The organism is Streptomyces sp. NPDC022910, from assembly GCF_055561075.1.
Window position 1 is genome coordinate 1 of sequence record NZ_JBVHHL010000017.1, and the last position, 26,673, is coordinate 26,673.

Sequence of the window (26,673 nt, forward strand, 5' to 3'; positions counted from 1 at the left end):
CCCCCGGGCGAAGTGCACGCCGAGTTCCAGGAATTGCAACTCACGGCATGAATTGCTCGGCCAGACCCTGTCCGAAAAACGCGAGGCCCCTCAGTCCCCTCATCGACGAGTTCGTCCGCGCCCCCGTCCCAAGCGCAGCGCCCGCCTCGTCATTACGCTGCCGCGGTGAGCTCCCTGGCCCGCTCGTTGAAGTCGGCCACGAGCCGATGACTGCCGAAGGGTCGCATGCGCCGTTGAAGGTCATGCACGGCTTCTACGGCACGCGAGGACCTCACCTGCTGGGTCAAGTTCAAAGTGCGAACACCGGCCGCGTAGGCTGCTTCCAGGTCGTTCCTCTGCAAGTGAGAGACAGCAAGCGCGGCTTGCGACATGGCCCCACGTCGAGCGCGCTTCTGGCTCCTGGCATGGTCAATGGACCTGCGGGCGTGCTCGTCCGCGGAAGCCGCGTCCCCAAGGTCCCGGAACGTATTGGCGTGCTCGCCGTGCAGGTAGGCCGGATCGATGAACGCCGCCCACTCCGGCTCCTCATTCAGCCGCGCGTTCGCGTACGCCTTCTCCGACTCGACCACGGCCCGAGTCGCCGCGGTCTTGTCTCCGAGCAGTGCGAGCGCGCGCGCCTCCAGGCACCACAGGTCCGCGAGGCAGGCCGGCGAGTTCGCGTGGGTCAGTCCGAGACGCCCGGCCTGGGCCAGGCGCCGTCCTTCGGCGGGATCTCCGAGAAGGGTCGCCTGGTCGGCCATACCCGCGAGCACGTGGGAGCCCAAGGCCGCGTTGCCAGATTCCTCCGCGAGACGCAAGGACTGGATCAGATACCTCTGGGCTACGCCGTGTTCGCCATTGTCGTAGGCCATCCATCCGAGGAGGTACGTCTGCTCGGCCGCCGCTTCGCAGAGTGCTCGCCGCACGTCATCGCTGTAGGTGCGACGGAGCAGAGGGTAGACGTGCTGGTTCATGTACTCGGCGAGGATCAGGCGACCGGAACCGCCTCCTTGAAGTACGTCCATCTTCTGGAACTCGCCGAACATGTTCCTCACCGCCGTCACGTCCTCAAGACGTACGCGGGGGCCGGGCTCTGGACTCTGGTCGAGGGTATTCATCAGCCAGTCGCGCGATGGCCCTACGCCGGCAAGGGCTGCGAACGGCACGCCTGCAAGGAAGTTACGTCGATCCACGTCAGCTCTCCCGAGGTCTGCGACAACCTCCACGGTAGCCGCGTAGGAAGAGTTGTACACGAGCGCGCGTTCAGTGCCCGCGCCTTCCCCGAGTCCGAGATCATACGTTGTGACCCGGTATCCGAAGTGATCCGAGAAGACCGCCGCGATGATGTCGGGTAACGGCTGGCGCGGAATCTGTCCTTCGATCCAGAAGCGGACCCGCGTCGTACTGGTGGCGACATGGGGCTCGTTCCACAGCAACGCCTTGGCCTTCACGCGTCGCGCCAACTCGCCACGACTCAGTCCTGAGCGGTCGAGCCAACTCGCAAGCCGATCGTTCGTCATGCAGCGCCCCCTGGCCGAGGTAACGGAAACGACACCCTTCGACACCTCTGATCACGGTACCGCGCAACTCCATTCTGAAGTTGCCTAGTTGTCAGCCAAGCCAGCCGCTGGGAGGGCCAGACCATGATGAGTAGTGCAGGGCAGAGCACGGAGACCGAGCAGCAGCCTGTGTCGGATGGGCAAGAGCACACGCCGGTCCGCCCTCCGCGCCTCCGAGTCCTGCAGCGTCAGCTCGGGGGTTACGGCCCGGCGACGGTCAAGCCCAACTCGATCACGCGCTGGGCCATCGACGGCGGGTCAGTGCTCAAGATCTACCGTTGTGTCTCCCCGCACGAGAGGCGGCGCCGGGAGGTCGAGGCTCTGACTCTCGCCGCAGACTGGGGGTTCTCTGTGCCCCGCGTCCTGGCGACTGGTGAACAGAAGACCCATGCCTGGACCGTGCTGTCGACCGTGCCCGGCAAGCCTTGTTCATTCGACACGGCCAAGGGGATTCAGCATTACCTCTGTCACGTTGTCTCGACGACCGAGCGGTTACATAGTCAAGTCGTTGGACTGCCTCCCGGAGCCGGCTGGACCCAGCAGAAGGGTGACGCGAACAGAGGCAACAGTCGCTTCCTTCTCGACCAGATGTCTCTCGCCTGCCGACGACTGCCATGGTGGGGGTCGCTGGAGGCTTCTCTGAAACCTTGCGACGCCCTGCCAACGGTTTACCTTCACGGTGACCTCAAACCGGACCATCTCCTGTTCGACGGCAGCCGTCGCCACGTTCTCGACTGGGAGGCCAGCGGACGAGGGCCAGCTTCCAGCGATCACGCTGACGCGATCTTCCACCTCATACGCGACCTGATCTACTCGTCGGTTCCAGTCCACCGAATCCCTGTCGGGCTCATCAGCCAACTTCCGGTTTCTGGCGCAGTGTTGGCCTGGCGTCTGGCCATATGGCTCGACCGACGGAGAGCCGGAGACATCCTGCTCCTGCCATCGCATGACCTTTATCAGCTCGTCGCGGAGGACGATCCCGCGGCAGCCTGCGCGGAACTCGCTCGAACGATCGCCCAGCTGCGCGCGGCTGGTGTCCCGCGCTGAGAACGGCGCTGTCTCGGCCCGACGAGGCCCGCGAGACCGCACGTCCCTTTCCAACCCTTCGAAATCGGAGTAGGCCATGCAACGAACCACCGCGACCTTCGGCAACAGCCACGTAGTGATCGAGGCGGGGGTGATCCCTCCCGACGCGACGACCATCGTCGAGCGCAAGGGCCTCGGCCACCCGGACACGCTCGCCGACCACCTCGCGGAGCGATTGTCCCGCGCGTACAGCCGGTACACGGTGGAGCACTTCGGCGCCGTGCTGCACCACAACTTCGACAAGCTGGCGCTCCTCGGCGGTGCGAGTGAAGTCCGGTACGGCGGCGGCCGGATGACCTCTCCCGTGCGTGTTCTGGTCAACGGGCGGGCGGCTCCCATGTGCGGCGGACAGACCATCCCCGTCACCGAGATCGTCGAGGCGGAGGTAAGGGCGTTCTTCGCCGAGCGCCTGCCGGAGGTGGCTGACCACCTCGACATCGCTTACAACATCACGAGTAACTCAAGCCCGGGTGCGGTGCTCACTGGAGACGCCGTTCCGGATCGGACTCGCTGGTTCAACCCCCGGTCGATCGAAGACCTCCGCGAACGTCGGGTGCGTCTCTCGAACGACACGTCGCTCGGCACGGGTTGGGCCCCCGAGAGCCCATTCGAGACCTTCGTTCGCGATCTGGTGGATCACTTCTCGGGACAGAGTGACTTCACGCGGGCCCATCCGTGGTGCGGCTCGGACGTCAAGCTCATGGGCTACTGGGACGGTCAACACGCGGACATCGTGCTGTGCGTGCCCCAGAAGTCCCGCCATGTCGCGAGTCGGGCCGAGTACGTCCAGAACGCGGAGGCCGTCCTCGCGGAGTGCCACCGCCTCGCCGACAGCAGGCTGCCCGGCGAGGACGCGGACTTCCGCCTCAACGCCCGCGACATGCCCGAGAAGGACGAGCTCTACCTGACGTACACCGGCAGCTCGATCGAGTCCGGGGATGAGGGCGTCGTCGGCCGAGGAAACCGTGTCAACGGCCTCATCACGCCTCTGCGGCCGATGAACCTGGAGGGAGCCAGCGGTAAGAACCCCGTCTACCACGTTGGCAAGCTCTACAACATCGCCGCCCTCCGGCTCGCCAGCCGGCTCAACGAGGCCACGGGAGAGCACGCGGAGGTGCACCTGGTGAGCACCACCGGGCAGAGGCTCGATCAGCCCTGGCGCGTCCTGGTCCGTCTCGCCGCGGGTGAGGTCGAGATTGACAAGGTGCAGGCGCTCATCACCGAGGCCCTGGAGGAGTTCCCGGCCCTCACCGACGAGCTCGTTCACGATGGGGTCGTGCTGAGCTGATGACGACGCGGACGCTCGGCGAGGTGCCCGTGGGATGTCGACGGCGGCTACTCGCTCACTATGGACCGAAGGCTCAGGAATGGCTCGATGCCGTGCCGTGCGTGCTGAGGCAGGTAGCGGAACGCTGGCAGTTCTCCCTCGGCGGGTACCACGACGCTGGACACGCCTCGGTGATCGTGACGGCCACGGCTCTCGACGGGCGTCCGCTGATCGTCAAGGCTTGGGTGGACCCGGCCCGCTACCGCCACGAGATTCGAGCGTTGCGGTTGTGGGCCGGCGGGCCGACGGTGGACGTCGTTGAGGTCGACGACGACATGGCGGTGGCCGTTCTGGAAATGGTGGGCGGCCGTCCGGGAGGTTCCAGTTGGCGCCAGCGGGAGACACAGGTCGTGGCCGCCGCACTGCAAGGGCTGCACACTCTCGGACGGGCCAGACCCCTCACTGGTCACCTCCCCCTCCTCAGAGACTACCTGCGTTTCGAGGTGTTCCCGAGGATCGAGAAACGGGCGCGAAGCATCGATCTCGGTTCCTGGCAGCCGCTCGCCGACCACGAGCTCCGAGCGATTCACAGACTCGTGGAGGGCACAGGTCAGCCCACCGTGCTGCACGGGGATATGTATCGCGAGAACGTGGCGTTCGACAGCACCGGGCATCCGCGGCTGATCGACCCGGTGCCCATGGTCGGAGATGCGGTGTTCGATTGGGCCTTCTGGACCGTCTACTACGACCTCGGTCGTGAGACGAACATACGGCTCGCGACGGCGTCCAGAGTGTCCCGCATCCCGGTGCCGATGATCGCCCCATGGTGCAGGTTGCTGTCCTTGGATGGCCTCCTCTACTACGTGGACACCGATGATCCGCGAGCGCCCCAGATGCTGGAGGTTCTCTCCTTCTTATCCGCCCGAGGCTCGGGGAGCGACGGATGAGGACGCACATCCTCCGTCACGGTCAGACCGAGTACAGCATGAAGTACCTCGTCAACGGGGATCCCTCTGTTCCGGTCGAGCTCAGCGAAGACGGAATCCGATCGTGTCAGCGAGCCTGGGCCGTGCTACCGCTTCACAGCACGAAAACATGGATCGCCAGCGGATTCTCGCGAGCCCAGCAGACCGCGGTCCTGCTCACTGGTGTCCCCGCCGCCGAGCTGGTTGTCGAGGCCAGGCTGAACGAACTGGACTACGGCGACTTCGAAGGCGGTCCCTGGCTCACATACGGTGATTGGCTTGATCACCACGGTGCATGGAGGCGTCCGCCAGGCGCTGCAGAATCCCAACGGGAAGGGATCCGCAGAATGCTCCTCGGGCTGCGGGATTGCCTAGCTGTCCCTGGGCCTCGCCTCGTGGTGTGCCACGGCCTGCTGCTGTCCGTGCTGCTCTGGCAGCGCGACCGGTCCGGGGGCGAGGCGATGCCTCTGCACTTTCCTGAGGCCCCGTGCGTCCAGCCGCTCGACGTCGCGGACGACTCGCTCACCGTCTGGATCGAGGATCTCCTATCTGATCTTGCTATGGAGTCTCGCAGAGACCTCGGGGAAGGGGGTGGCGCGGCTATATAAGCGGGGCAGCGCCATCTCGGCAGTTGCTACCGTCGGAGCAGTAGCTCACTTCCCGGAGGAGAAGGACCCCTCATGCATGATGCCCGCGCCCTGATCGACATGGGTGCCGAAGCGGTTCGTCGGCTCGCTCGTCGCGGCTACACCCTGGACCTGTCCGAGCTGGAGTCCCTCCACTCTCGGCGCAACCAGAACATCCGCTCGGCCGACGAGCTGCGGGCAGAGTCCAAGCGGGTGGCGAGCGAGGTCCAGCAGACGGCCAAGCAGGGCGGCGACATCACCAAGCTCAAGGAGCGCGCCCGCGAGATCAAGGAGCAAATCCGGGAGATCGAGGCCGACCAAGAGCAAATCGAGGCGCAGCTCCGTGACCTGCTTCTGAGCATCCCGAACCTGCCGGACGACTCGGCCCCCGATGGCGACTCCGAGGAGTTCGCGGTCGAGATCCGGCGCGTCGGCACGCCCCCCGCGTTCGCGTTCGAACCGAAGGACCACGTTGATCTGGGCGAGGCCACCGGCATCCTCGACTTCGGCCGGGCCACGAAGCTGTCCGGGCCGCGCTTCGCGGTCTCTCGTGGCGCTGGTGCCGCTCTGGAGCGTGCCCTGGCTACGCTCTTCCTCGACCTCCACACGCGTCGGCATGGCTACGTCGAATACGCGGTGCCCTATCTCGTCACTCGCAAGACCATGACCGGTACCGGCCAGCTCCCGAAGTTCGAGGAGGACCTGTTCAAGACCGGTGTCGCCGATCGCGAACTGTTCCTCATCCCGACGGCCGAGGTTCCGCTGACCAACCTCTACGCCGATGAGATCATCCCCCCGGCAGAGCTGCCGCTCGCATTCACCGCGCACACCCCGTGCTTCCGGTCGGAGGCGGGCTCGTATGGCCGCGATACCCGTGGACTGATCCGCCAGCACCAGTTCGCCAAGGTCGAGATCGTTCGCATCGTCGACCCGGCGGACGCCGACGTCGAGCTGGAGAAGATGATCGGCCATGCCGAGGCGTGCCTGAAGGAACTCGGCCTCGCCTACCGCGTCATCAAGCTGGCCGCCGGCGACACGGGCTTTTCTGCCCAGCTCACCTACGACATCGAGGTCTGGATCCCGAGCCAGAACACGTACCGCGAGATCTCCTCGGTCTCGAACTTCGGCACCTTCCAGGCCCGCCGGGCGAACATCCGGACCCGCGGTGAGGACGGCAAGCCCAAGCTCGTCGCTACCCTCAACGGCTCCGGCCTGCCTATCGGCCGCACCCTGGCCGCTCTCCTTGAGCAGTGCCAGCAGCAGGACGGCTCCATCCTCCTGCCCGAATCCCTCGTCCCATACCTCGGCTTCCGCCGGATCTCGGCGGACGGAACACCGGAGGCATAGTGCTCGTCGGCGTCTGCGACTTTCCTGGTAGCTACGCTTTTCCCCCTGCCGGATACGGCGGGATCGAACGATGGCTGTGGGCGGTCGCAGTAGGCGCCCGTGCCGCAGGCGCCGACGTACACCTCCTTGGTCCGGGCTGGCTCCCGGACCTCGAATCCGAATGGGTCCGTAAGCCGGTCCGTCTCGAAGACGTCACCGCCGGATCCCTGGCCGAGCGCGACCTCCGAGACACCGGCTACGACCTCCTCGTGGTCGGCCACGAATACCCCTCGCTGGCTACGTGGACTCGCACCTGGGACGAGCTGGACTGCGACGTGGCCACGTTCCAGCACTCTCCCGTCTTCCAGCACACCGCCACGGCGTTCGACGGCAAGCGGTCACGGCTGTACTGCTACTCGTCCGAGATGATCGAGCGGTACGCCGGCCACCAACCGATCCCTGAACTCGCCGTTCACTTGGGGCTCCATGAGGACGAACCGCCAGCCGTTCGGGGTCGGGACCTCGTGTGGCTTGGACGAATAGACGAGGAGAAGGCTCCGCACCTCGCCGTGAGGGCGGCGGAGATTCTCGGCCGCCGCATCCGCGTCGTTGGACCGGTCTTCGACGAGGAATACGTCCGTCGGCACAAGCTCTTCGCAGCGGATCACGTCGAGTGGGCGGGTGAACTCGGCGGCCCCGCCAAGACCGCCGCCATCCGCGACGCGTCGGTGTTCGTCTATACGTACGCGCGGAACTACGTGGAGGCGGGGGCGGCAGTGTTCGGCGAGGCCCTGCGAGCTGGCACGCCCATCGCCGCACTGACTTGGCGCGAAGGAACTTGTGCCGAGGCAGCCTTGTGTGGAGAGACCGGTGTGATAGCGGTCGTCAGTCCCGAAGAGGACGACGAGACGGCAGCCTGCCGACTGGCCGAGGCTATCGAGCAGACTGAGCCGTGCGATCACCGTCGGGTGCAGGCGATCGGACAACAGCGATTCGATCCCGCACGGCACTTCGAGGCCATGGCGGCTCGGCCATGCTGAGCAGGGAACTTGGCCTACGGATTCCAGGCCTCCTTCGCCAAGCGTTAGGCTCTCATTGGGAGTTCCACCAGGATGGGGACACACTGGAGGTCAAGCATCCACATCGTGACTCCCCGTACCGCCCGCCTCGCGGTCCACTGTCCTGGGAGCAACTACTAGGCACTCTCGAATACGCCTTCGCCGCTCAAGGCTTTCTCCGGGACGCATGCCTCCCCCTCCGATGGGGACGCGAGACCGAACTGACCATCTCTGCCGTCCAAGCACTTGACCCGCTCCTCAAGGAGGGTCGTCCTTCAACCTATAGACGCGGCTTCATTCCTCAACCGGTGGTTCGATTCACGGGGCAACGCTCTGCGTCCGGAGAGCTGTGCGACGGATTTCTCACGTCATTCGTCAACGTCTCGTGCGTCCAGCCCATAGAAAGCATTGACGAGTATGGACAAGTCCTTGACGCCTGGCTGTCTGTGCTCTCTCAACTGGGCTTCCACGCCCGCCACATAAGCGTATACGGTCGCCTAGAGGTGTGGAGGCGAAGCCAAGTCGAGGGAATAACCCTGCGGTTCCGGCACTTGGACCTGACCTTGGGTGACATCGTCCTCCTCTGGAATGCCAAGGACCCTCGGTGCATGGCCGTAGATCTAGGAACAGGGCTTGAGCGGTTGGCCTGGGCCCGAACTCGTCGAAAGTGGAATGAGCTTGTCTTTGGACCCCTCGTTGCGGCAGCACCTCCCTCAACCCTCGACGCTCTGCGTACGGCGACACTCCTCCTTGGAAACGGCATCATGCCCGCCCCGAGGGGCGCAGGAGGGATAACCCGCCGCGTCCTGGCGACGCTCAAACCAGAGGCGGTTCGCCTGGGAGTGAGCGTCGCAGTTCGATCATCCCACCGGTACTGGACGACCATTGCAGGGCTTACCGTGCCGTGGCCCGCAGTTGCCGCTCGCATCGAGCACGAGGTCGCGAGTCGCCACGACACAGGAAGTAGTCCTTTCGGACTGTGACCAGATGGTCCGCCCACGATGTCCGACAGCGGCGTTAGCGTCGGCTGAATGGATCACGACAGCGACGGAAACCTGCACAGCGTGTGCATAACCGCTCGCGGCGCGAAGGCCGCGATCGAGATCGACGGACAACGGGTGGACCCTGGTGCCCTGAGCGGCTATACCGTCACCCACCGAGAGGGGGAACAACCGCAGGTTGTCCTGTACTCGGGGGACTACGTGGACTCGGTCTTCGAGGGCTTGGCCCGTGTCTCCGTGGCCGACATGCCCGACCCGGGCCCGGCTGCCGCGGTCTTCCTCTCGGCGATCGACGCCGAGGAGCTGGAACGGTTCGCGCTGGCCCGGCCCGACCTCGGCACTGGCCCGCACTCCCTGACTCAGGCGATGCTCACCCAGCTCGTGGAGTGGGCGCGTGGCCTTTGACGTGGAGGGTGCGCGCCGGGTTGTCGGCCGCATCCTGGACGACAAGCTCGAAGTGTGGCGGGACGGCGCCGGCCGCGCGGACGATGTGCTGGACGAAGCCACCGGCCAGCTCGTGTCCCCGACGCCGGACGAGTCCTTGGTCTGGGACGGGCTCGGCGCCGTGATGCCGCTGGGCCGTCCCGCGATCACCCGGCCGCTGAGCGGTGCCGTCGCCGTCGAGCCGCCCACGACGGACTACCAGGCCGTGCTCCCCGTTGACGCTCCAGACCTCCGGCCGGACGACGTGGTGCGCGTGGCCGGATCGGTGAGGCCGGGTGGGCCGCGTGATCCTCATCTGATCGGTCGCCGCTTCCGCGTGTCGGACGAGACCGTGGGCACCTACAGCGTGGTGCGCATCGTCAGGGTGCAGGTGATCGACTGATGGCCCCGGCGAACCCGCACCCTAACGCCCACCCGGACGCGACTGCGTTCCGCGACCCGATCGCGCTGGCCGCCGCGCTGGCGGGGATGGGTCCGGCCACTCGCGCCCGCACGCGGACGATCACGCGGCACCACGCCATGCTGCTGCGGGTCCGCATCCAGCGGAACGCGAGCGGCAGGCCCGGACCGAACGTGATCACCGGGCAGTACCGCGCTTCCTGGGATGTGCGGGTGGGCTCAGGCGGCGGTGAGGCCACCGCCGAGGTGTTCTCCGATGCTCCGCAGGCGCGACGGCTGGAGTACGGCTTCGTCGGCGTGGACAGCCTGGGGCGGCACTACCGGCAGCCGCCGTTCCCGCACGTCGAGCCCGCGTTCCGGCAGACCGAACCGGCGTTCATTCAGGCCCTGGCGGACGGAGTGCTGCCGTGACCGCTCGCCTTCCGGTGACCCGCGCGCTCGCCGTCCTCCTGGAGCACGCCACCGGCCGACCGTGCGGGATCGGGGAACTCCCGCGTGTTCAGGGGAAGTTCGGCTGGGAGCCCGCGCCTGTCCCGTACACGATCCTCGACTCGCTGCCTGCCGAGTTCGCGGGCCCGCCCCTGTGGGACTGGCACGCGGATGCCGCCTGGGCCTATCAGGTCACCTCGGTCGGGGAACGGGTCGACCAGGTCGAGTGGCTCGCCGACCGCGTACGTGCGGGCCTCGTCGGCCGGAGAGACGGGAACTGGGCCCACGACCTGCATGTTCCCGAAGCCCGCGTCATCGACCGGGAGTTGACCTACGACGCCGGAGGAGAGCCCTCGGTGTCGGCGGCAGGCGCTATCGTGTCCTACGTGCAGCGGGTCACGATCACCGTGACCCCGGCATGAAGGAACGTTGCTTCTGATCCTCACCGCGGAGGCCCGCGCGGACGCTAGGCCCCAGGCCAGGCGAACCCCCTTTGAACCTCAAGGGGCAGGGCCTCGGCACGGGACGCTGCCCCAGAAGTGGGAGCGGACCTGTGTCCACGAGCACGAAGAAGACCCAGACCCGATTTCTGCGGCGCGGTATCTCCAAGATCCTCTGGTCGCCGGACCTCAACGACCCGAAGTACCCCAGCCGCCGGGAGATCACCAACGCCTTCGGCCTGACCGACGCCGTCTCGGACATCGAGGGCTGGGCGCTGGAGAACGACCCCATCGAGACCCCCGACATGGGCTCGACCTTCAACTCCTCGATCCCGGGCAACGACAAGGCTGAGAACTCCAGCCTGACCTTCTACGAGGACCGGTTCTCCGACGCGATCGAGCAGCAGCTCCCCAAGGGCGCGAAGGGCTACGTCATCCTTCTGCGCAAGGGCGACCTGCCCGGCTCCCGTTCGGTGGACGTCTTCCCGGTCCAGGTCGCCACCCGCGCCGCGACGTACTCGACCGGCAACGAAGCGGCCAAGTTCAAGGTGGACTTCACGATCACCGACGAGCCGTCGCTCGACCGCCCGGTGCCGCAGAAGCAGCACCGCCCGCTGCCGGACGAGGACTGCGAGACCGACCACGAGCACGGTCACCACGACCACGATGGTGACCACGTCGACGTGACCGTGGTCAGCACCACCAAGACCAAGACCGAGGCGACGGTCCGCGAGCACGACGCTGACGAGGTCTGATCGTGTCGCGCCCCGCACAGGCCAAGCGCCCGTCCCCCTCCACCACGTCGGCGGAGGGGGCGTGGTCGGCCAAGATGGAACGGCTCCGCCGCCGGGCCCGCCCGCAGAACCGGCTCCGCATCTGCGACGACGCCGAGCTGCGCCAGCGGTACGAGGAGGCTGAGCAGGCAGCCCGCCGTGCCCGGTTCGTCGCCGAGGCCAACCCGGGTGACGAGCTGGCCACGCGCCAGGCCACCGACGCAGACGCGGCGCGGGACCAGGCCCTCCAGGCACTCGACGCCGCCTCGGAGTTCCTGACCTTCCGCGCACTGCCACGCCCGGTACTCGAGGAGCTGATCAGCGAGCACCCGCCCACCGAACAGCAGGCGGAGGAGGGGGCGATCTTCAACGCCGACACCTTCCCCGCCGCGCTGGTGGCGGCGGCCTCCGTGGACGGCATGAGCCGCGAGGAGGCCGAGGAGCTGCTGAACGACTGGTCGGCGCCGGACGCCAACGCGCTGTGGGACGCCGCCTGGCAGATCCAGCAGGAGAGCCGGGTCGAGCTGGGAAAAGGCTGAGCCGTGACGCCGGCCTGCGCGCCGAACTGGAGCTGTGCGCCCGCTACGGGATCCCGCACTCGCAGTTCCTCGGCGGCGACGGCCGCTGGACCGACCTCGACCGGGCAAAGGCGTTGGCCTGGGCGGAGTGGCAGCGGTCGGTCTGCCCGGAGTGCCACACCCGGCTGGAGGAGTGGGACCGCGAACGCGGCGGCGACCCCCACGCCTACGTCACCGACACCCTGCGCTGCCCCGGCTGCGAGCTGATCGAGCAGGAACGCGATCACGTCCCCCAGGACCGGTCCAGCTACGGCGTGAAGATCCAGCTCCTCCCGCGCGAGCAGTACGAGCCGCGCCCCTGATCCACCCCCCCCGCACCATGTAAGGAGGCCGCCGCGGTGGCCGGGTTCACCCTCACGGTCGCGATGCGCGCCGAGGTCCGCGACCTGATCGCGGGAACCCGTGCTGCCTCCGCACAGATGCGGACCTTGGGGGAGCGTACCAACGCAGCGAACCGGTCCCTGGCCCGGCTGGACACCAACGGGGCCCGGCTTGCTGCTCAGTTCGCTGCGCTGAATCGTTCCTCCCGCGCGGCCGTCGGCGAGCTGAACCGGATCTCAGCCCGCGCCGGGGCGGCTCGTGCGGCGCTGCGCTCGGCCGGCGACGACGGGGCCCGCTCCATGTCCCGCCTCCAGCGCACCATGGCAGGCGCGGGCAGAGGGGGCATCTCCACGACCAACATGCTCGCTGGCGGCAGTCTGCTGCTCGGCGCGGGCGAGATGGTCGAGGAGGGCAACCGCTACCAGCGGCAGATGAACCTCTTCCGCGCGGTGACCAGCGCCACCGCCGCGCAGATGAAGCGCGCCGCCGTCGTCGCGCAGGAACTCGGCAACGACCTGAGCCTGCCGGGCTCGACCGCGGCGGACGCGGCCGAGGGCATGGTCGAGCTGAGCAAGGCCGGTTTCCGCGCCGATCAGTCGATCGACGCCGTACGCGCCTCGCTCCAGCTCGCGGCAGCGGCCGACGTCAACGCCGCCACGTCGGCCAAGTATTTGGGCGACATCATGGACCAGTACGGCCTTGGTGCTGATCAGGCGGCCAAGGCGTCGGACACCCTGGCCGCCACGGCGAACTCGGCGTCCGGCTCGATCACCGACATCTACTACTCGATGCGGTACGCCGGACCCGTCGCCAACGCCCTCGGCGTCTCCCTGGAGGACACCGCGGCCGCGGTCGGCATGCTCGGCAAGGCCGGCATCCTCGGGCAGACGGCGGGCACCAGCCTGCGGGGGATCTTCGCGAACCTCGCCGCGCCCACCCCGAAGATGCGCACCGCGCTCAAGGAACTGGGCATCGACGCCTGGGACGTCCAGGGGCAGTTCCGAGGGCTGCGCGTCGTCATCGACGGTCTTGCCAAGGCCGAACACGACTTGTCCCAGAAGGACTTCGCGGCAGGCGTCACCAGGGCGTTCGGGAAACCCGCGCTCAGCGGTGCGGTGGCGTTGGCGCACCAGGGCACCGAGTCCTTCGACGACCTGTCGATGGCAGTACGGCAGACAGGCGCCGCCGCGTCCATCACCGCCTCGCGCGGGCAGGGCCTGTCCGGCGCGATGGTGCAGCTGCGCACCCAGGCCCGTCAGACCGGCCTCGCGCTGTACGAGGGCATGGCCCCCGGACTGGAGTGGGTCACGCGGCTGCTGACCCGCGGACTGTCCGGCGCGACCCCCTACCTGACCACCGCGCTGGAGTACGGCCGCAACCTCGCCGTCCTGTACGGCCCGGACCTGAAGGCCAAGACCCAGGAGGGGCTTGGCGGCCTGGTCGATGAGGCGAAACGGTTCGTCGGTCCGCTCAAGGAGCTGGGCGAGGACGCTCTGGCCACGGGCCTGAACCTGCTGATCAACGCCGCCCAGACCCTGGGGGAGGTCCTGGACAACGCGGCCGACGGCGCGGAGCCCATCGTGTCCGCCGTGGCCGACCTCGGCGAGCAGGGCGGTGCGGCGGCCGGCACGCTCGACATCATCGCCACCGTCGCCAACGCCGCGATGGACGCGGTCTCGGGCCTGTCCCTGGTTCTCGTGCCGATCGGGCACATCGTGGGCGGTCTCGTCAGCGCGTTCGGTGCCCTGCCCGGCCCGATCCAGTCGGCTGCCCTGGCCATGCTGCTGTTCCGCCGTGTCCAGCCGTCCCTGACCAGCGTCGCCAACACGGTCACCGGCCCGATCCGCAGCGGGTTCCAGGTCTTCGCCCAGCAGATGCGGGTCCAGCAGGCGCTCGCGGCCTCCGCCGGAGTGTCGCTGTCGCGGTACGGCGCGGCCTGGGCCACGGTGCAGGCGCGCGTCGGCTTCCTCGGCAGCATGACGTCCGCGTTCCGCAGCGCAAACGGCGCCGGGGTGACGTTCATGGGCACGCTGAACGGCATCGGCCGTGCGGCCGGTTCCGGGCTGCGCTCCGCTCTGGGCGGTGTCAGCAACGCGCTCGGCGGGCCGTTCGGGATCGCCATGGCCGGTGTCTCCGTCGGCCTGGGCCTGCTTGCCGCTCGCCAGCAGAAGGCCGCGCAGGCCGCGGCCGAACACCAGCAGCGCATCTCCTCGCTGACCTCGGCCCTGCGCGAGTCCGGCGGTCAGATCGACAGCAACGTGCGCCAGCAGGCTGCCCAGATCCTGCTGGACACCATGACCAGCCAGGGGCAGCTGAGCAAGGTCATGGAGGACGCCGGCGTGCCGCTCGCCTCCCTGACGGACGCCTACCTCGGGCAGGGCACCTCGCTGGAGGCGCTGCAGAAGCAGCTCCAGGCGACCGCCGACAAGCACAAGGTGTGGGAGGACGTGGCGGGCGGAAAGGCGAGCAAGCAGGTCTACTCGGATGTCGGCCAGCAGTACAAGGACGCCGCCGATGCCCTCGGCAGCGTCAAGGGCGAGATGGCCGAGTCGGTCAAGAACGCCAAGGAACTGGCCAAGGCGGCGAAGGGCACCGGGGACGGCACCTCTGCCTACGACCGGCTCAAGGCCGCCGTCGGCGGGTTGGCGGACGAGACGGCCGATGCCGACACCCGCACCCGCTCCCTCAGGAGCGCCCTCGATCTGCTGTCGGGCGGTCAGATCTCTCTTCAGGCTGCGAAGGCGAAGGTCAACTCCGCCGTCCTCGACCTTCAAGAGGGCAGCAAGGGCGTCAACCGGGAGCAGGGGTACGGCGGCAGGCAGCTGGTCAACCAGGACAAGACTCTCAACACCACGACTCGAAACGGGCAGCAGCTCTACACCCAGCTCACCGCCCTGTCGGACGCGGCGGCCGATGCGTCGGTGGCGACGTACGACCTGGCCGTGCGCAACGGGGAGTCGCTGCCCGCGGCGTTGGCGAAGGCCCGCGGGGAGATGAGCCGGGCGCGGGCCGAGGCGATCAAGGCGGCCCGCAGCTACGGGCTGACCAAGGCCCAGGCCGAGGGCGTCGCCGACAGCCTCGGCCTGCTGCCGTCGAAGCTGTCGCTGCTGCTTCAGACGAAGGGCATGGACAGCACGCTGGCGAACCTGATCGCGGTGCAGGCCGAGTTCCACCGGCTGCCGAAGCAGAAGACGATCAAGGTTGACTCGCTGAGCGACGGCGCGCAGAAGAAGCTGCGCAGCCTCGGCTTCACCGTCAAGACGGTGCCGGGCACGCGGCAGATCAAGATCACCGCACCGACGGCCGGTGCCCGCAAAAACCTGGACGTGCTGATCGACAAGCTCGGACAGACCCCGAACGCGAAGAACGTGAAGGTGTCGGCGCCGACCGCCGCCGCGATCAAGAGCCTTGAGGCGGTGCAGGCGAAGATCAGGGCGACACCCGGCGCGAAGAGCGTTCGGGTCAGCGCGCCGACGGCCGAGGCCCGCAAGCAGCTGGAATCGCTCGGCTTCCGCATCGAGAAGATCCCCGGCTCCAAGGACGTGAAGGTCACGGTCCCCACCGGAGGCGCGAAGAAGTCGGCCGACACGATCCAGGGCCGTATCAACGCGCTGCGCGGCAAAGAGGTGACCGTCACCACCCGCCACGTATCGATCTTCAGCCAGCTGCAGGAGTCGAACGCCTCCATCGCCGACGCCATCCAGAAGCAGGCTGAAACCCAGGAGCGGCTGGCCAAGAAGCAGGCCGACGGCGGCGTCGTCGACTACTTCGCCGACGGCGGCATCACCGGTCCGCGTCGGCGCGAGCATCACGTCGCGCAGATCGCCCCGGCAGGGAGCTGGCGCATCTGGGGTGAGCCCGAGACCGGCGGGGAGGCATACGTGCCGATGGGCGCCTCGAAGCGTGACCGGAGCAAGGCGGTCGTGGAGACCGTGGTCGACCGGTTCGGCGGCCAGGTCGAGTGGTACGCCAACGGCGGCGTGCGAGGCCGGAGCAGCCGCGACTACAACCCGATGCTCGCCAGCAGCTTCAAGCAGGCCCGCAGCGTCGCGGCCATGGCGGGCGTCGTGCGCTCCTTCGACCTCCGCACCAGCAGCGACCGCGCCCGCACCCGTGTGGTGGACGCCCGCGCCGGCGGCCGGGTCCAAGTCGTCGTGGTGCGCGAACAGCAGCCGCTGATCGGCTCCATGCCGGTCACCGTCACCGACAGCTCCGCCACCCCCGAGCAGATCGGCAACGAGATGATGCGCACCCTGCGCAATGCGCAGCGGGGCGGGAGAGTGTGATGACCACAGCACCGAACAAGCACAGCCGCCCCGAACTGGCCCCGTGGCAGTACGAGATCGGCGGAGTCGTCCTCGGCACCGGCAGCTACGTCCCCATCGGCAACGTCGAAGGACTCGGCTCACCGGCAACTCGGCCGCAGGAGGCCGACAACTCCAACAGCGACGGCACCGCACCGGGCCGGGACTTCTACGGCCCGCGTCCCCTTCGCTTCGAAGCGGGCATCAAGACGCCCGGAGACCCCGTGAAGGCCGCCGAGATTCTCGCCCGGCTGGAGCGGGCCCTGGATGCCCCCGACGCCCGAACCAATCCGGACGGCCGTCACGTCCTGCGGGGGCGGTGGCCCGGACACACAACACGCCGTATGTATGGGCGACTTCGGCGGATGGAAGCCACCAGCACGGCCAACGCCGTGCACGGGTGGATACCCATCGACATCGAATTCGTCGGCCTGGACAACCCCCGCTGGTACGACGACGAGCTGTCGAAGCTGACGCTCGGCCTGGACCAGGCCGCCCGACCCCGGAACGGGGACCGCACCGTCGACGAGGCATTGGGCCGCCCTGCCGCGTGCCGCCCAGCCGACCCGCGCCACCAGCCGGCCGACGACCGCCCCGGATGGATCACCAACTACGGCGACGTGCCGACCTACCCGAGTCTGCGCGTGCACGGCCCCGTCACCGACCCACGGATCTGGAACACCGTCACCCGCCGCGTCCTCGAACTCGACCTGTCGCTGCGCGACGGCGAATGGCTGGAGATCGAGACCCGGCCCGGCACCTGCTGGGCCCTGCGCAACGGCACCGTCAACGTCGCCAACGACCTCAGCCCCGCATCCCGTCTCGACCTGTTCACCCTCCCGCCCGGACGGTCCGAGATCGCCTGGAGCGCGACCGACCCGTCCGGCACCGCGCGCCTCGAGGTGGCGTGGCGGTCGGCGTACACCACCCTGTGAACGGAGAGCACTCGTGACGCTGCAACCCCCCATGATGGTGCGCGGGGCCGACCACTCCGCCCGCGCGATGCGCCTGATGATCCGCGATCTCGCCCGCGGCCGGCAGGGCGTCGCGGAGAGCGAGGACCTGAAGGTCCGCCCGCTGGAGACCCCCGGCCCCGGCGTCCGCGTCGGTGACGGCTCCGCCCTCATCCACGGCGCCCGCCCGTGGCAGGGGGCCTACACCCAGAGCAACATCGGTGACGTGCGGGTCGACGTCGAGCCGACCGGCCCCTTTGCCCGCACTGACCTGATCGTCCTGCGGATCGAGGACCCCGAGTGGGAGGGCGAACGCGACCCCCGCACGCAGGAGATCGGATACTTCCACGTCGTCAAGGGCGTGGCCCGCGACGCCGCCACCGTGCCCGAGGGCATGACCGGGATCGCACTGGCCCGCATCACCCTGCCGCGCAACACCGCGGCGATCACCGCCGACATGATCACCGACCTGCGGCAGCTCGCGAACCCGCGCACCGAGCGCACCCTGCGCACCGTGCACCCGACCACGACGGAGGAGGTGCCCGGCAAGCACGGCAAGTGGGCGGCCTGGCCCAAGGAAGCCGCCTGGGATCTTGACGTCCCGGCCTGGGCGACGACGGCCACCATCGTCGTCACCCTCTCCGGCCTGCGCGCCGAGGCGGGCTCCGTGTACGCCGAGCTGCGCACTCGGCTCGGAGAGCGCGCCGCGAAGCCGACCGTCGTGGACGACGACGGCACCACCACCCGCCGCTCCTCCGTGACCCTGGCCGACACGCTCGCCGTACCGCCCGCCTACCGAGGCACCCGCCAGCACCTGGCCGTCGAGATCAACCAGAACGACAAGTACGGCGACGGCGACTTGACCGTGGCCAAGGGCACGACCGTCACGCTCGATGTCGCGTTCACGGAAGGGCCTGCGTGACGATGGCCGACTACCGCTACATCGTGGCCCGGGCCGCGACCGGTGACGTTCTGCACTGGAACCTGCCCCTGAGCGAGGTCGAGTACGGCCCGGAGATGTCCGGGCCCGGCTCGCTGAAGGCGACCCTGCCGACGGCGTTCCGCCGCTCCCTCGGTGACGCGCTCGACGCTGGCGACACGGTGCTCCTCGTCGAGCGCAACGCCCGCCTCGACTGGGGCGGGCTGCTCTGGCGCGCCGAACCAGAGGGCAGCACCCTGCCCGTCGAAGCCTCCGGTTTCACCAGCTACCTCCACCGCCGCTTCGACCTGCACGGCAACCTCGACGGCCGCGGCCCGTACATCGAAGGCGACCCGTGCGACGTGATCCGCGATGTGTGGGCCTACGCCCAGGCACAGCCGGACGGCGACCTCGGCGTGGTCGTGGACGACACGAAGTCGAAGGCGAAGACCGGCACCGCGAAGGACCCGTACACCACCTCGAAGACCGACCCGCGCAACCTCGGCGAGATGGTGGACGAGATGGCCGAGATCGACGACGGCCTGGAGTGGTCGGAGACCGTGGCCTGGCGCGGGCGCCGTGCTGAGCGCCGCATCATCCTCGGTGCGCCGCGCCTTGGCCGACGCCGCGAGGACCTGACGTTCACCACCGGCGCCAACGTGGTCGGCACCCCGCACGTCCTCAAGGACGCCGACTCCTACGCCCAGTGGGTCATTGGGCTCGGCGCGGGCGAGGGCAAGAAGCGCAAGGTCGTCGTGGACGGCGTACGCAACGGCCGTCTACGTCTGGAACATCGGCTGGAGACGAGCGAGAAGGACGAAGCGAAGCTGAGGCAGCGGGCCCGCCGTGAACGGCTGGCCCGCCAGGTCCTGCCCTCGCTGACCGAGCTGGAGATCGTCGACCACCCGGCGGCCCCGATCCACGCGCTGCGTATCGGCGACGACGTACGGATCCGCTTGTTCGAGCCGCACACCGAGTTCGACGGCTGGTGCCGGATCGTCGGCTGGACGGTACGGCCCGGCGAGGGCGAGACGGCTGAGCGCGTGACGCTGAAGCTGGAGCGCACCAACAAGCCCGAGGACGAGACGGGCGAAGGAGAGGAGCAGTAGGTGCCGGACACCATCGCCGACCTCGGCCGCCGACTGGCCAAGCTGGAGAAGCGGGTCGTCACCCTGGAACGCGCCCGCCGCGCGCCGTACCCGGAGTGGCGCGACCTGCCGCTGACCGGCGACACCACCGTCCCGGACGAGGAGCAGCCGCCGCAGTTCCGGGCCAACCCCTGGGACACGACCGAGTTCTGCGGCCGTATCGGACTGGCCGGCGACCGGGCCGCCGACGAGCAGCTGGTCGCGCTGCTGCCCGAGGGGTACTGGCCGGAAGCGCCGCGCACGGTCGATGTCGCCTCCAACGCGGCACGCCGCAGTCTCCAGCTCGACATCGATCCCAAGGGCCTGGTGCGGCTGCGCGTCCAGGGCGGCGGCACCGTCCGCGCGTCCTGGATCAGCCTGGACAGCACGTCTTTCCGCACCGACCGCGCCGACACCTGACCGGCTGCGCGCGTCGGCCACCGGCCGGTGCGCCGCCGGTAGCATGACGCTCTGGGTGACCCTCCACCCGCTTCGACTCCCGAGGGACCGGACCGCCGCGGCGGCCACGGCCGACTGCCATCCGGCGCAGGGGAGAAGGACGAAGCGCGTGGCTACACCGCTGAGCGCGGACAGGTTCCTGTCCGTGCTGAAGGGCGCCGGGCTCGGCGTGGTCGAGCACGGCAAATGGCGCACCCACAACCGGAACACCCACGGCAACTGGGGCCCCGCGAACGGGGTCATGATTCACCACACCGGGCCGTACAGCTCCGAGCAGGACATGGTGGAGCTGTGCCGCGTCGGCTACCAGGATCTTCCAGGTCCCCTCTGCCATGGCGTCATCGACCGGTCTGGGACGATCCACCTGGTCGGCTACGGCCGGACCAACCACGCCGGCATGGGGGACACCGACGTCCTGCTCGCGGTCATCGCGGAGAAGACGGACCTGCCGCGCGACAACGAGGCGGACACCGACGGCAACCGGCACTTCTATGGCTTCGAGTGCATCAACACCGGGAGCCAGCCGTGGCCGACGGCACAGCTCGACGCGATGGCGCGGGCGGCGGCGGCCATCTGCCGCGCACATGGGTGGAACGAGCACTCCGTCATCGGCCACAAGGAGTGGCGGCCAGGGAAGCCGGACCCGGGCGGCATCGACATGGACGACTTCCGCGCCCGGGTCGCCCGGCACCTCAAGGACCGCAGTAAGCCGAAGCCGGACCCGAAGCCCAAGCCCAAGCCGGACCCCAAGCCCAAGCCGAAGCCGACACCGAAGTACGTGGCGTACCCGGGCAAGCAGTTCTTCCACAAGGGACGCTCGTCCCCGGTGATCGCCGCGATGGCGAAGCGGCTGATCGCCGAGGGCTGCGACTCCTACGACACGCCGCCGGGCCCGGTGTGGAACGACGCGCACCGCCGCTCCTACGCGGCCTACCAGATCAAGCGCGGCCACCACGGCGCTTACGCCGACGGCATTCCCGGCCCGCAGACCTGGGCGGACCTCCGCGTCCCGCACCAGGCCGGCATCGCCGACCCGACCCCGACCACCCCGAACCAGGAGCACGACCTGATGCCGCAGGCCCTTGCCGATGTTGCCGAGCGCACCGTTGCCACCTACCTCCAGTCGCTGCTGGGCCTGATGGCGGCCTCCAGCACGACGGACATGGTGTCCCTGTCGGCGTGGCAGGCCGCCGCGGTCTCCTCGATACCCGCCGCGCTCAGCGCGCTGAAGTCCACCCTCGGCACCGTCCTGGGCAGGCCCGGAACGGCCTCGTGGCTCCCGCTCAAGCGTGACCCGGCAACGCCCAAGTACTGACCGCCGGCCAGCGAGAGAAGAGGAGGAGACCGTGCCTGAAGGTCAGGTCGCGCTCGCCCTGGCGGAGTTGCGCCAGGCGCTGGAGGTCGGATTTGCGCGCATCGACGGACAGTTGGCGTTGCTCGTCCAGCGCAGCGACCAAACGGACAAGGCCCTGGGGGATCTGGAGGAAAGGGTGAGCGCGCTGGAGAAGACCAGGTGGCCGCTGCCGACCGTCGCCGTGCTGGTGAGCATCACCGCGGTGGTGCTCACCGTCTTCAGCCTGGCCCGCGGCTGAGACGAACACCCCTGCTGTTCAGCGGTGTTGTCCGACGGTGCGAATAGCGTGAGGGCCCATTTGTTCCTGCGGCCTGGGGGTCATGATGGATACGACAAGTCTGCTCGTCACCGACCTGGAGGTGGACACCGCGCTTGCGAACCCGGCGGTCCCGGCCGCCGTCCGCGCGGTATGGCATCTGCTCTGGGAGTGGAGGCCCGGCCGAAGGAGGCCGGTATCTATGAGGCTGACTTTGTTCACGAGTTGAGCTTTGATGGCGTCGAGGTCCTTGCCTGGACAGCATCGAGGTCCTCCTGGTGAAAGGCCCCGGGTCATGCGCCAGATGTCCAAGGTGGAGCTGTACGCCGCGATCCGGCGCGACGACCGCGGCGGCATGACGATGGGGGAGATCGAGCGCAAGTACAACGTGTCCTGGCGGACGGCTGGCGTCGGCCCGCCAACCCCTCCCTTTTTGGCGGAGGTTCTCGTGGTTCCACTGGTCGGTGCCGACCGGGGCAGTAGCATCGGCACGTGGGCTTGGAGCGAGGGGGAAACATGCTTGAACTCACTGAGATGATCCGAGAGTTGCGCCGGGAACTGATCGAGGCGACGGTCGATGGCTCCGGACAGTCGGTCCGCTTCGAACTCGGCCCCGTGGAGATTGAGGCGACCGTGGCCGTGTCCCGCGAGGGGGGCGGCAGCGGCAAGGTGCGGTTCTGGGTCGTCGAGGCCAGTGCCGACGGAAAGTACGGACAGACGGCCACGCAGCGGATTACCCTCACACTCCTTCCGAAGACCGTCAGTGCCGACGGGACGGCTCGAACGGCGCTGATCTCCGGCAACAAGGTCCCCCGAGAGCGGTGACGACCGCATGCCGCCTTCCACGTCCTCCGGCCTGCGCATCGAGTACGCGGCCGAGGTCATCGTGGACCTGGAGGGCGGTGACGGTCGACGGGGGTCGGGGTATCTCATCGCGCCTCGGACGGTCCTGACGGCACGACACGTGGTGCGGGACGCGACAGCCGTACAGGTGCGCTTCAACGCGGACCGGCCGGGTACGACGGAATCCGCCGCCACCGTGATCTGGCAGCACGCCGAGATCGACATCGCGATACTGGCCGTCCCAGATGCGCCCCAGGCCGCCGTCGCCGAGTTCGGCAGGGTCGGTGAGCGGGACGCCGTCATCCATGCCGGTGCCGTCGGCTTCCCCGCCTTCAAGATGCGCACCGCGCCCGACGGCTCCCGGTACCGCGACGTGGAGCACGTCCACGCCGTCTGCGCGGTGCTGTCCAATCGCCGCGAGGGCACCCTCGACCTGTCGGTCACCCCGCCCGACCCGGTGGAGGAAGAGTCCCCTTGGGCCGCGATGTCCGGGGCCGCCGTGTTCAGCGGGGGACGCATCGTCGGAGTGGTCGCCGAACACCATCTGTCCGACGGTCCTGGGCGGCTCGCGGCGAGCCGACTGGACCGCTGGTCGGAACGGCTGACCGAGAGCGAACTCGCCGCGCTCGAGATCGTGCTCGGCGTCGGGCTGCGGCCCGCGGACCTCGAGGACGTTGTACCCCCCCATCACCAGGAGGCGACGCTCGCCGCGTTCACGGCGTACCTGGATTCCCTCGCACCGGACGAACTCCTGGACAGGCAACGCGAGCTGGAGCAGTTGGTCCGCTTCTGTGCGGGGCCCGACAGGTACCAGTGGATCCAGGGCGCGGCGTGGGCGGGCAAGACCGCTCTGGCGTCGTGGCTCGCGCTGCACCCCCCGCACGGAGTCGTGCCCGTGTCGTTCTTCGTCACCAACAGGCATGCGAGCAAAGCGGACAGTCCCGCGTACGTCGAATCCCTGATCCAGCAGTGCGCCGCGCTGGCGGGCCGCGACCCCATCGGCACCACTGCTGAGGCAGCCCGGTCCGGGGAGCTCCGGCTGCTCCTCGCGCAAGCGGCGAAGCGCGTAGCGGCACAGGGCGGCATGCTCCTGCTGATAGTGGACGGACTCGACGAGGACAGGTCGAAGAGCCCGAGCATTGCCTCCCTGCTTCCGAGCAGTCCGCCGGACCACGTACGGGTCCTGGTGACCAGCCGACCCCATCCCGGCCTGCCCAGGGACGTCGATCCCGACCACCCTTTGCGGCGCTGCCCGGTGCTGCGGCTCGAACCGTCGGTGGCCGCCCGCAACATCCAGCACGAGGCCGCCCGGGAGATGGACGAGGCGCTGCAGGGCGACGAGTTGACCCGCGACATCATCGGACTGGTCGCAGCCGCGCGCGGCAGCCTAACGGTCCGGGACCTCCAGGAACTCACCGAGCGCCCGCGGTTCGAAGTGAAGCGGCGGATCGACCGCCCCCTCAGACGCATCCTGCACCCGAGCGGGAATGCCACCGAGACGTTGGCCGCGGAGCGAGGGTACGCGTTCGCCCACGACACCCTGCTCGAGGTCGCCCGCAACGAGCTGGAAGACGATATCCATGAGTACGAGGCGCGAATCAAGACATGGAACGCCAGCTACACGGCGGAAGGATGGCCCGAGGCAACCCCCGATTACCTGCTGTCCGACTATGCCCATCAAGTTGCCTCCCTGGGCGATACCGAGAGCGCGGTGCAACTAGCCACCGACGTACGGCGCACCGACCGCATCCGCGAGAACATCGGCATCGGCCCGCTGCTCGCCGAGAACACCTTCGTCCAGTCGGCCACCGACGACGAGGAACACCTGACCGCGCTGGCCCGAACGCGCGAGCGGGCAGTGGAACTCGCGGTCCACGGCCTCGACGAGACCTCGCCCGCGCACATCCTGAATGATCCGCGTGTCGAGCTCGTGTCGGGCGACCAGACCGCCGGCATCTACCGCAGGGTCGACGACCGGGACGCATCCGACGGGCCGGTCCCCGAGACGTACTCCTGGTCGAACCTGGCCCTGGGCAACGCGGCACGGGCCCTGTGGCTGCTGTCGCTCCCCTTCATCGCGGTCAACCTCGCCCACTGGGCCAAGCCCGACGGCAACCGGCGGCCCACGGCCCAGCGTGCGTACGACGTCCTCGTCCGCCTCCTCGGACTTAGCCTGACCGTGCTGCTGGCCGCCGTCGTCTGCGAGGTGGTTCTGGACCTCGTGGCGTGGCAGTGCGCCGGAACGGCGTCGTGCGCAAGTGGCAAGCCCTGGCTGGCCTCCCTGGCCGCCGACGCGTACGGCTGGTGGTCCGAGCCGGGCCGCCGGCTGGCCGTCTGCGCCCTGATTCCGGCCGGTGGGGTAGCCCTGATGGCGTGGCTGTCCTGCCTGTCGTGGACGGCCCACGAGTCGACCTCCCCGCCACCGCAGCGATTCCTCGCGGAGGACGGGGACTACGCGTCGTGGCGCTCGAAGCTGGAGTTGCCGGGCTTCTGGTATGGGCGGGCGTTCACGGCGTCCTTGCGTGCGGCGCACACCGCGGCCGGGCTATTGACCGTGACCACGGCCCTGGTGGTGGCGACGCTGGCCGGGGACCGCTCCGCGCACGGCGCCGGAGTGCTCGAAGCCGGTGGCTGGGCGCTCGCCTCGACCGTGACGGTCACCTGGCTTGCGGTGGTCGGTGTCGTGGCGCGGCGGGGCCGCAGCGAGAGCAGGCTGGATCTGCGGCCGGGGGCACGACCAGTAGCCCGGGCGCTGCCCGTCGCCGCGTCGGCCCAGTTCGCGCTCGCCCTCGTGTACGTCGGTTGGTCGCGGCCACAGTGGCAGTCCAGCGGGCGGCTGCCCGGTGCAGAGGCCGTCGACTACCTGGTGTTGGTGCCCTGGCTGCTCACCGCCGCGCTTGTCGTCGTCGCCCGCCTCCTCTTCCACTCGTATCCCCAGATGGTCGCGTTGCGGGGACAGGCCGGCCCCGCATTCGCCGCAGTCGCCTGCGCGTTGGCCGGCGGGTTCTCCGGCGGCGCGGCCGAACTGGTCGCCAACTGGCTGGACCCCGGTAACACCACCGGGCACCCCCCGGCGATCGCCGGGCCGCCCGTGATGCTCGTCTGGCACGCGGCCATGCTCCCCCTGGTCGCCCTGGTGGGCGTGGAGCTCGTCGTGCTGGTCGCAATACGGCAGTCGAGGCGCCGGAAGAGCATGGCGGCGTGGGTCGTCGCGGACTATCCGGGCGAGTTGTACGACGACGTGGAGGCGATGAACCTGCCACGCACCCGGGCCATCGCCACCGCGAAGGCCCGCGCGAAGCTCACCGACTTCGCTCCTACGGTGCTGGGCTCGCTGGCATGCGTCGTCGCTCTCCTCAGTGTCGCGGCAATGGTCGGCGCCTTGACGACCCAGGAGGCTCCCGACCGGGCGACGAGCGTGGCGCCGGGGCCGCTGTCCGAGCTGGGCGCGACCGCTCAAGCGATGGGCGCCTGGCTCGTGGGACTTCTCGTCGCGCTGCTACTGACGATGAGCTGGCTGGCGTACCGGAACTCTGCGGCGCGGCGCACGTTCGGACTGTTCTGGGACATCTGCACCTTCTGGCCGCGGGCGGCCCACCCGCTGGCCCCGCCCTCGTACGCGGAGCGGGCGATCGCTGATCTCTCCTGGCGGTTGACCACCTCGCTCAAGGAGGCTGGCCGCCGCAGAACGGTCCTCCGCGGATACGGCCAGGGAAGTGTGCTGATCGCCGCCGCGTTGTGGCAGCTTGCGCCGGCTGCACGGCGCCGGATCTCCCTCCTCACCTGCGGCTCACCCCTGAGCCGGATCTACGGACGCTGGTTCCCGGCGTACTTCGGACGGGGGCACCTCCACGCGCTGCACCGAGACCTGAACGCCTGGCGCAACGGATGGCGGCTGACTGACCCGATCGGAGGTCCGATCGCCATCCAGACCGAGTGGGATGAGGTGGACTTCGGCCCGCTGAAGGACCCCGTACGTTACGGGCGTACCGCCGACGAGCCGTTGCTCGCGCCGATCCTGGGCCACCTGGACTACCAGCAGGACCCGACCGTCCAGGATCAGCTGTCGCTGCTCCATGTCAGCATCGACGACGTGCCACCACCCCCCGCACCTTAGAACCCGTTGTGTTCGCGATCGGAGGAAGCCGCAGGCCCACACCTGAGGTCGGCAAATGTCTCAAGATCGACAGATCTGGCCGCGTAACAT

General features: G+C 68.8%; 24 protein-coding genes. 23 read left to right on the plus strand and 1 reads right to left on the minus strand.

All coding sequences use genetic code 11. The features are described 5' to 3' along the window. Positions 1-152 precede the first annotated feature (152 nt). Positions 153-1,499: a transcriptional regulator gene (locus ACZ3TS_RS18180; RefSeq protein WP_467618921.1), complete on the minus strand. Its 1,347-nt coding sequence runs from the start codon at positions 1,497-1,499 to the stop codon at positions 153-155. Between the two features lie 300 nt (positions 1,500-1,799). Between ACZ3TS_RS18180 and ACZ3TS_RS18185 the strand changes: the two genes are divergently transcribed. The 23 genes from ACZ3TS_RS18185 to ACZ3TS_RS18295 all read left to right on the plus strand — a co-directional run bounded on the left by ACZ3TS_RS18185 (position 1,800) and on the right by ACZ3TS_RS18295 (position 26,583). After that, positions 1,800-2,585, plus strand: coding sequence for an aminoglycoside phosphotransferase family protein (locus tag ACZ3TS_RS18185; RefSeq protein ID WP_467618923.1), 786 nt, complete (start codon positions 1,800-1,802; stop codon positions 2,583-2,585). Between the two features lie 76 nt (positions 2,586-2,661). Beyond that, complete coding sequence (locus ACZ3TS_RS18190) at positions 2,662-3,912, plus strand: methionine adenosyltransferase (RefSeq protein ID WP_467618925.1); 1,251 nt, start codon at positions 2,662-2,664, stop codon at positions 3,910-3,912. Continuing rightward, complete coding sequence (locus ACZ3TS_RS18195; RefSeq protein ID WP_467618927.1) at positions 3,912-4,838, plus strand: aminoglycoside phosphotransferase family protein; 927 nt, start codon at positions 3,912-3,914, stop codon at positions 4,836-4,838. Before ACZ3TS_RS18190 ends, ACZ3TS_RS18195 begins: the two co-directional genes overlap by 1 nt. After that, the gene (locus ACZ3TS_RS18200; RefSeq protein WP_393103903.1) at positions 4,835-5,464 is read left to right on the plus strand and encodes a histidine phosphatase family protein; all 630 of its coding nucleotides are present in this window, start codon (positions 4,835-4,837) and stop codon (positions 5,462-5,464) included. The genes ACZ3TS_RS18195 and ACZ3TS_RS18200 overlap by 4 nt, the downstream gene beginning before the upstream one ends. A 72-nt stretch (positions 5,465-5,536) precedes the next feature. Further along, complete coding sequence (gene serS / locus ACZ3TS_RS18205; protein ID WP_393103905.1) at positions 5,537-6,829, plus strand: serine--tRNA ligase; 1,293 nt, start codon at positions 5,537-5,539, stop codon at positions 6,827-6,829. Further along, positions 6,829-7,848 (plus strand): glycosyltransferase, encoded by a 1,020-nt coding sequence (locus tag ACZ3TS_RS18210; protein ID WP_467618929.1) that lies wholly within the window; start codon positions 6,829-6,831, stop codon positions 7,846-7,848. Before serS ends, ACZ3TS_RS18210 begins: the two co-directional genes overlap by 1 nt. 1,049 nt (positions 7,849-8,897) lie before the next feature. Continuing rightward, positions 8,898-9,272 carry a hypothetical protein gene (locus tag ACZ3TS_RS18215; RefSeq protein ID WP_467618931.1) on the plus strand — a complete coding sequence of 125 codons (375 nt, stop codon included), beginning with the start codon at positions 8,898-8,900 and terminating at the stop codon, positions 9,270-9,272. After that, positions 9,262-9,693 carry a DUF6093 family protein gene (locus ACZ3TS_RS18220; protein ID WP_374084433.1) on the plus strand — a complete coding sequence of 144 codons (432 nt, stop codon included), beginning with the start codon at positions 9,262-9,264 and terminating at the stop codon, positions 9,691-9,693. The genes ACZ3TS_RS18215 and ACZ3TS_RS18220 overlap by 11 nt, the downstream gene beginning before the upstream one ends. Further along, entirely contained in the window at positions 9,693-10,121 is a 429-nt protein-coding gene (locus tag ACZ3TS_RS18225; protein ID WP_467618933.1) for an HK97 gp10 family phage protein, read from the plus strand. Before ACZ3TS_RS18220 ends, ACZ3TS_RS18225 begins: the two co-directional genes overlap by 1 nt. Next, positions 10,118-10,561 carry a hypothetical protein gene (locus ACZ3TS_RS18230; RefSeq protein WP_467618934.1) on the plus strand — a complete coding sequence of 148 codons (444 nt, stop codon included), beginning with the start codon at positions 10,118-10,120 and terminating at the stop codon, positions 10,559-10,561. Before ACZ3TS_RS18225 ends, ACZ3TS_RS18230 begins: the two co-directional genes overlap by 4 nt. Positions 10,562-10,692: 131 nt before the next feature. Further along, a complete protein-coding gene (locus tag ACZ3TS_RS18235) occupies positions 10,693-11,334 on the plus strand; it encodes a phage tail tube protein (protein WP_467618937.1) in 642 nt (213 codons plus the stop codon). Between the two features lie 2 nt (positions 11,335-11,336). Further along, on the plus strand, positions 11,337-11,891 hold the full coding sequence (locus ACZ3TS_RS18240) for a hypothetical protein (RefSeq protein ID WP_467618938.1): 555 nt from the start codon (positions 11,337-11,339) through the stop codon (positions 11,889-11,891). Beyond that, a complete protein-coding gene (locus ACZ3TS_RS18245; RefSeq protein ID WP_467618940.1) occupies positions 11,834-12,232 on the plus strand; it encodes a TFIIB-type zinc ribbon-containing protein in 399 nt (132 codons plus the stop codon). Before ACZ3TS_RS18240 ends, ACZ3TS_RS18245 begins: the two co-directional genes overlap by 58 nt. Positions 12,233-12,268: 36 nt before the next feature. Continuing rightward, complete coding sequence (locus tag ACZ3TS_RS18250) at positions 12,269-16,537, plus strand: phage tail tape measure protein (RefSeq protein WP_467618943.1); 4,269 nt, start codon at positions 12,269-12,271, stop codon at positions 16,535-16,537. Then, positions 16,537-17,490: a phage distal tail protein gene (locus tag ACZ3TS_RS18255; protein WP_467618945.1), complete on the plus strand. Its 954-nt coding sequence runs from the start codon at positions 16,537-16,539 to the stop codon at positions 17,488-17,490. Before ACZ3TS_RS18250 ends, ACZ3TS_RS18255 begins: the two co-directional genes overlap by 1 nt. Before the next feature lie 13 nt (positions 17,491-17,503). Further along, positions 17,504-18,430, plus strand: a complete 927-nt coding sequence (locus ACZ3TS_RS18260) for a hypothetical protein (RefSeq protein ID WP_467618946.1) — start codon at positions 17,504-17,506, stop codon at positions 18,428-18,430. Then, positions 18,427-19,536, plus strand: coding sequence for a hypothetical protein (locus ACZ3TS_RS18265; protein WP_467618948.1), 1,110 nt, complete (start codon positions 18,427-18,429; stop codon positions 19,534-19,536). The genes ACZ3TS_RS18260 and ACZ3TS_RS18265 overlap by 4 nt, the downstream gene beginning before the upstream one ends. Then, entirely contained in the window at positions 19,537-19,974 is a 438-nt protein-coding gene (locus ACZ3TS_RS18270; RefSeq protein ID WP_467618949.1) for a hypothetical protein, read from the plus strand. Positions 19,975-20,122: 148 nt separating this feature from the next. After that, a complete protein-coding gene (locus tag ACZ3TS_RS18275) occupies positions 20,123-21,328 on the plus strand; it encodes a peptidoglycan-binding protein (protein ID WP_467618950.1) in 1,206 nt (401 codons plus the stop codon). Positions 21,329-21,359: 31 nt separating this feature from the next. Continuing rightward, positions 21,360-21,605, plus strand: a complete 246-nt coding sequence (locus tag ACZ3TS_RS18280; RefSeq protein ID WP_467618952.1) for a hypothetical protein — start codon at positions 21,360-21,362, stop codon at positions 21,603-21,605. Positions 21,606-21,927: 322 nt separating this feature from the next. Further along, positions 21,928-22,161: a hypothetical protein gene (locus ACZ3TS_RS18285; protein WP_467618954.1), complete on the plus strand. Its 234-nt coding sequence runs from the start codon at positions 21,928-21,930 to the stop codon at positions 22,159-22,161. Continuing rightward, positions 22,140-22,448 carry a trypco2 family protein gene (locus ACZ3TS_RS18290; protein ID WP_467618955.1) on the plus strand — a complete coding sequence of 103 codons (309 nt, stop codon included), beginning with the start codon at positions 22,140-22,142 and terminating at the stop codon, positions 22,446-22,448. Before ACZ3TS_RS18285 ends, ACZ3TS_RS18290 begins: the two co-directional genes overlap by 22 nt. A gap of 7 nt (positions 22,449-22,455) precedes the next feature. After that, positions 22,456-26,583, plus strand: a complete 4,128-nt coding sequence (locus ACZ3TS_RS18295) for a trypsin-like peptidase domain-containing protein (protein WP_467618958.1) — start codon at positions 22,456-22,458, stop codon at positions 26,581-26,583. Positions 26,584-26,673: the final 90 nt, after the last annotated feature.

Coding starts and splice junctions, on each gene's coding strand:
- ACZ3TS_RS18180 (WP_467618921.1), bottom strand. CDS start 1,499: ATGACGAACGATCGGCTTGCGAGTTGGCTCGACCGCTCAGGACTGAGT.
- ACZ3TS_RS18190 (WP_467618925.1), top strand. CDS start 2,662: ATGCAACGAACCACCGCGACCTTCGGCAACAGCCACGTAGTGATCGAG.
- ACZ3TS_RS18195 (WP_467618927.1), top strand. CDS start 3,912: ATGACGACGCGGACGCTCGGCGAGGTGCCCGTGGGATGTCGACGGCGG.
- ACZ3TS_RS18200 (WP_393103903.1), top strand. CDS start 4,835: ATGAGGACGCACATCCTCCGTCACGGTCAGACCGAGTACAGCATGAAG.
- serS (WP_393103905.1), top strand. CDS start 5,537: ATGCATGATGCCCGCGCCCTGATCGACATGGGTGCCGAAGCGGTTCGT.
- ACZ3TS_RS18215 (WP_467618931.1), top strand. CDS start 8,898: ATGGATCACGACAGCGACGGAAACCTGCACAGCGTGTGCATAACCGCT.
- ACZ3TS_RS18225 (WP_467618933.1), top strand. CDS start 9,693: ATGGCCCCGGCGAACCCGCACCCTAACGCCCACCCGGACGCGACTGCG.
- ACZ3TS_RS18255 (WP_467618945.1), top strand. CDS start 16,537: ATGACCACAGCACCGAACAAGCACAGCCGCCCCGAACTGGCCCCGTGG.
- ACZ3TS_RS18285 (WP_467618954.1), top strand. CDS start 21,928: ATGTCCAAGGTGGAGCTGTACGCCGCGATCCGGCGCGACGACCGCGGC.
- ACZ3TS_RS18290 (WP_467618955.1), top strand. CDS start 22,140: ATGCTTGAACTCACTGAGATGATCCGAGAGTTGCGCCGGGAACTGATC.
- ACZ3TS_RS18295 (WP_467618958.1), top strand. CDS start 22,456: ATGCCGCCTTCCACGTCCTCCGGCCTGCGCATCGAGTACGCGGCCGAG.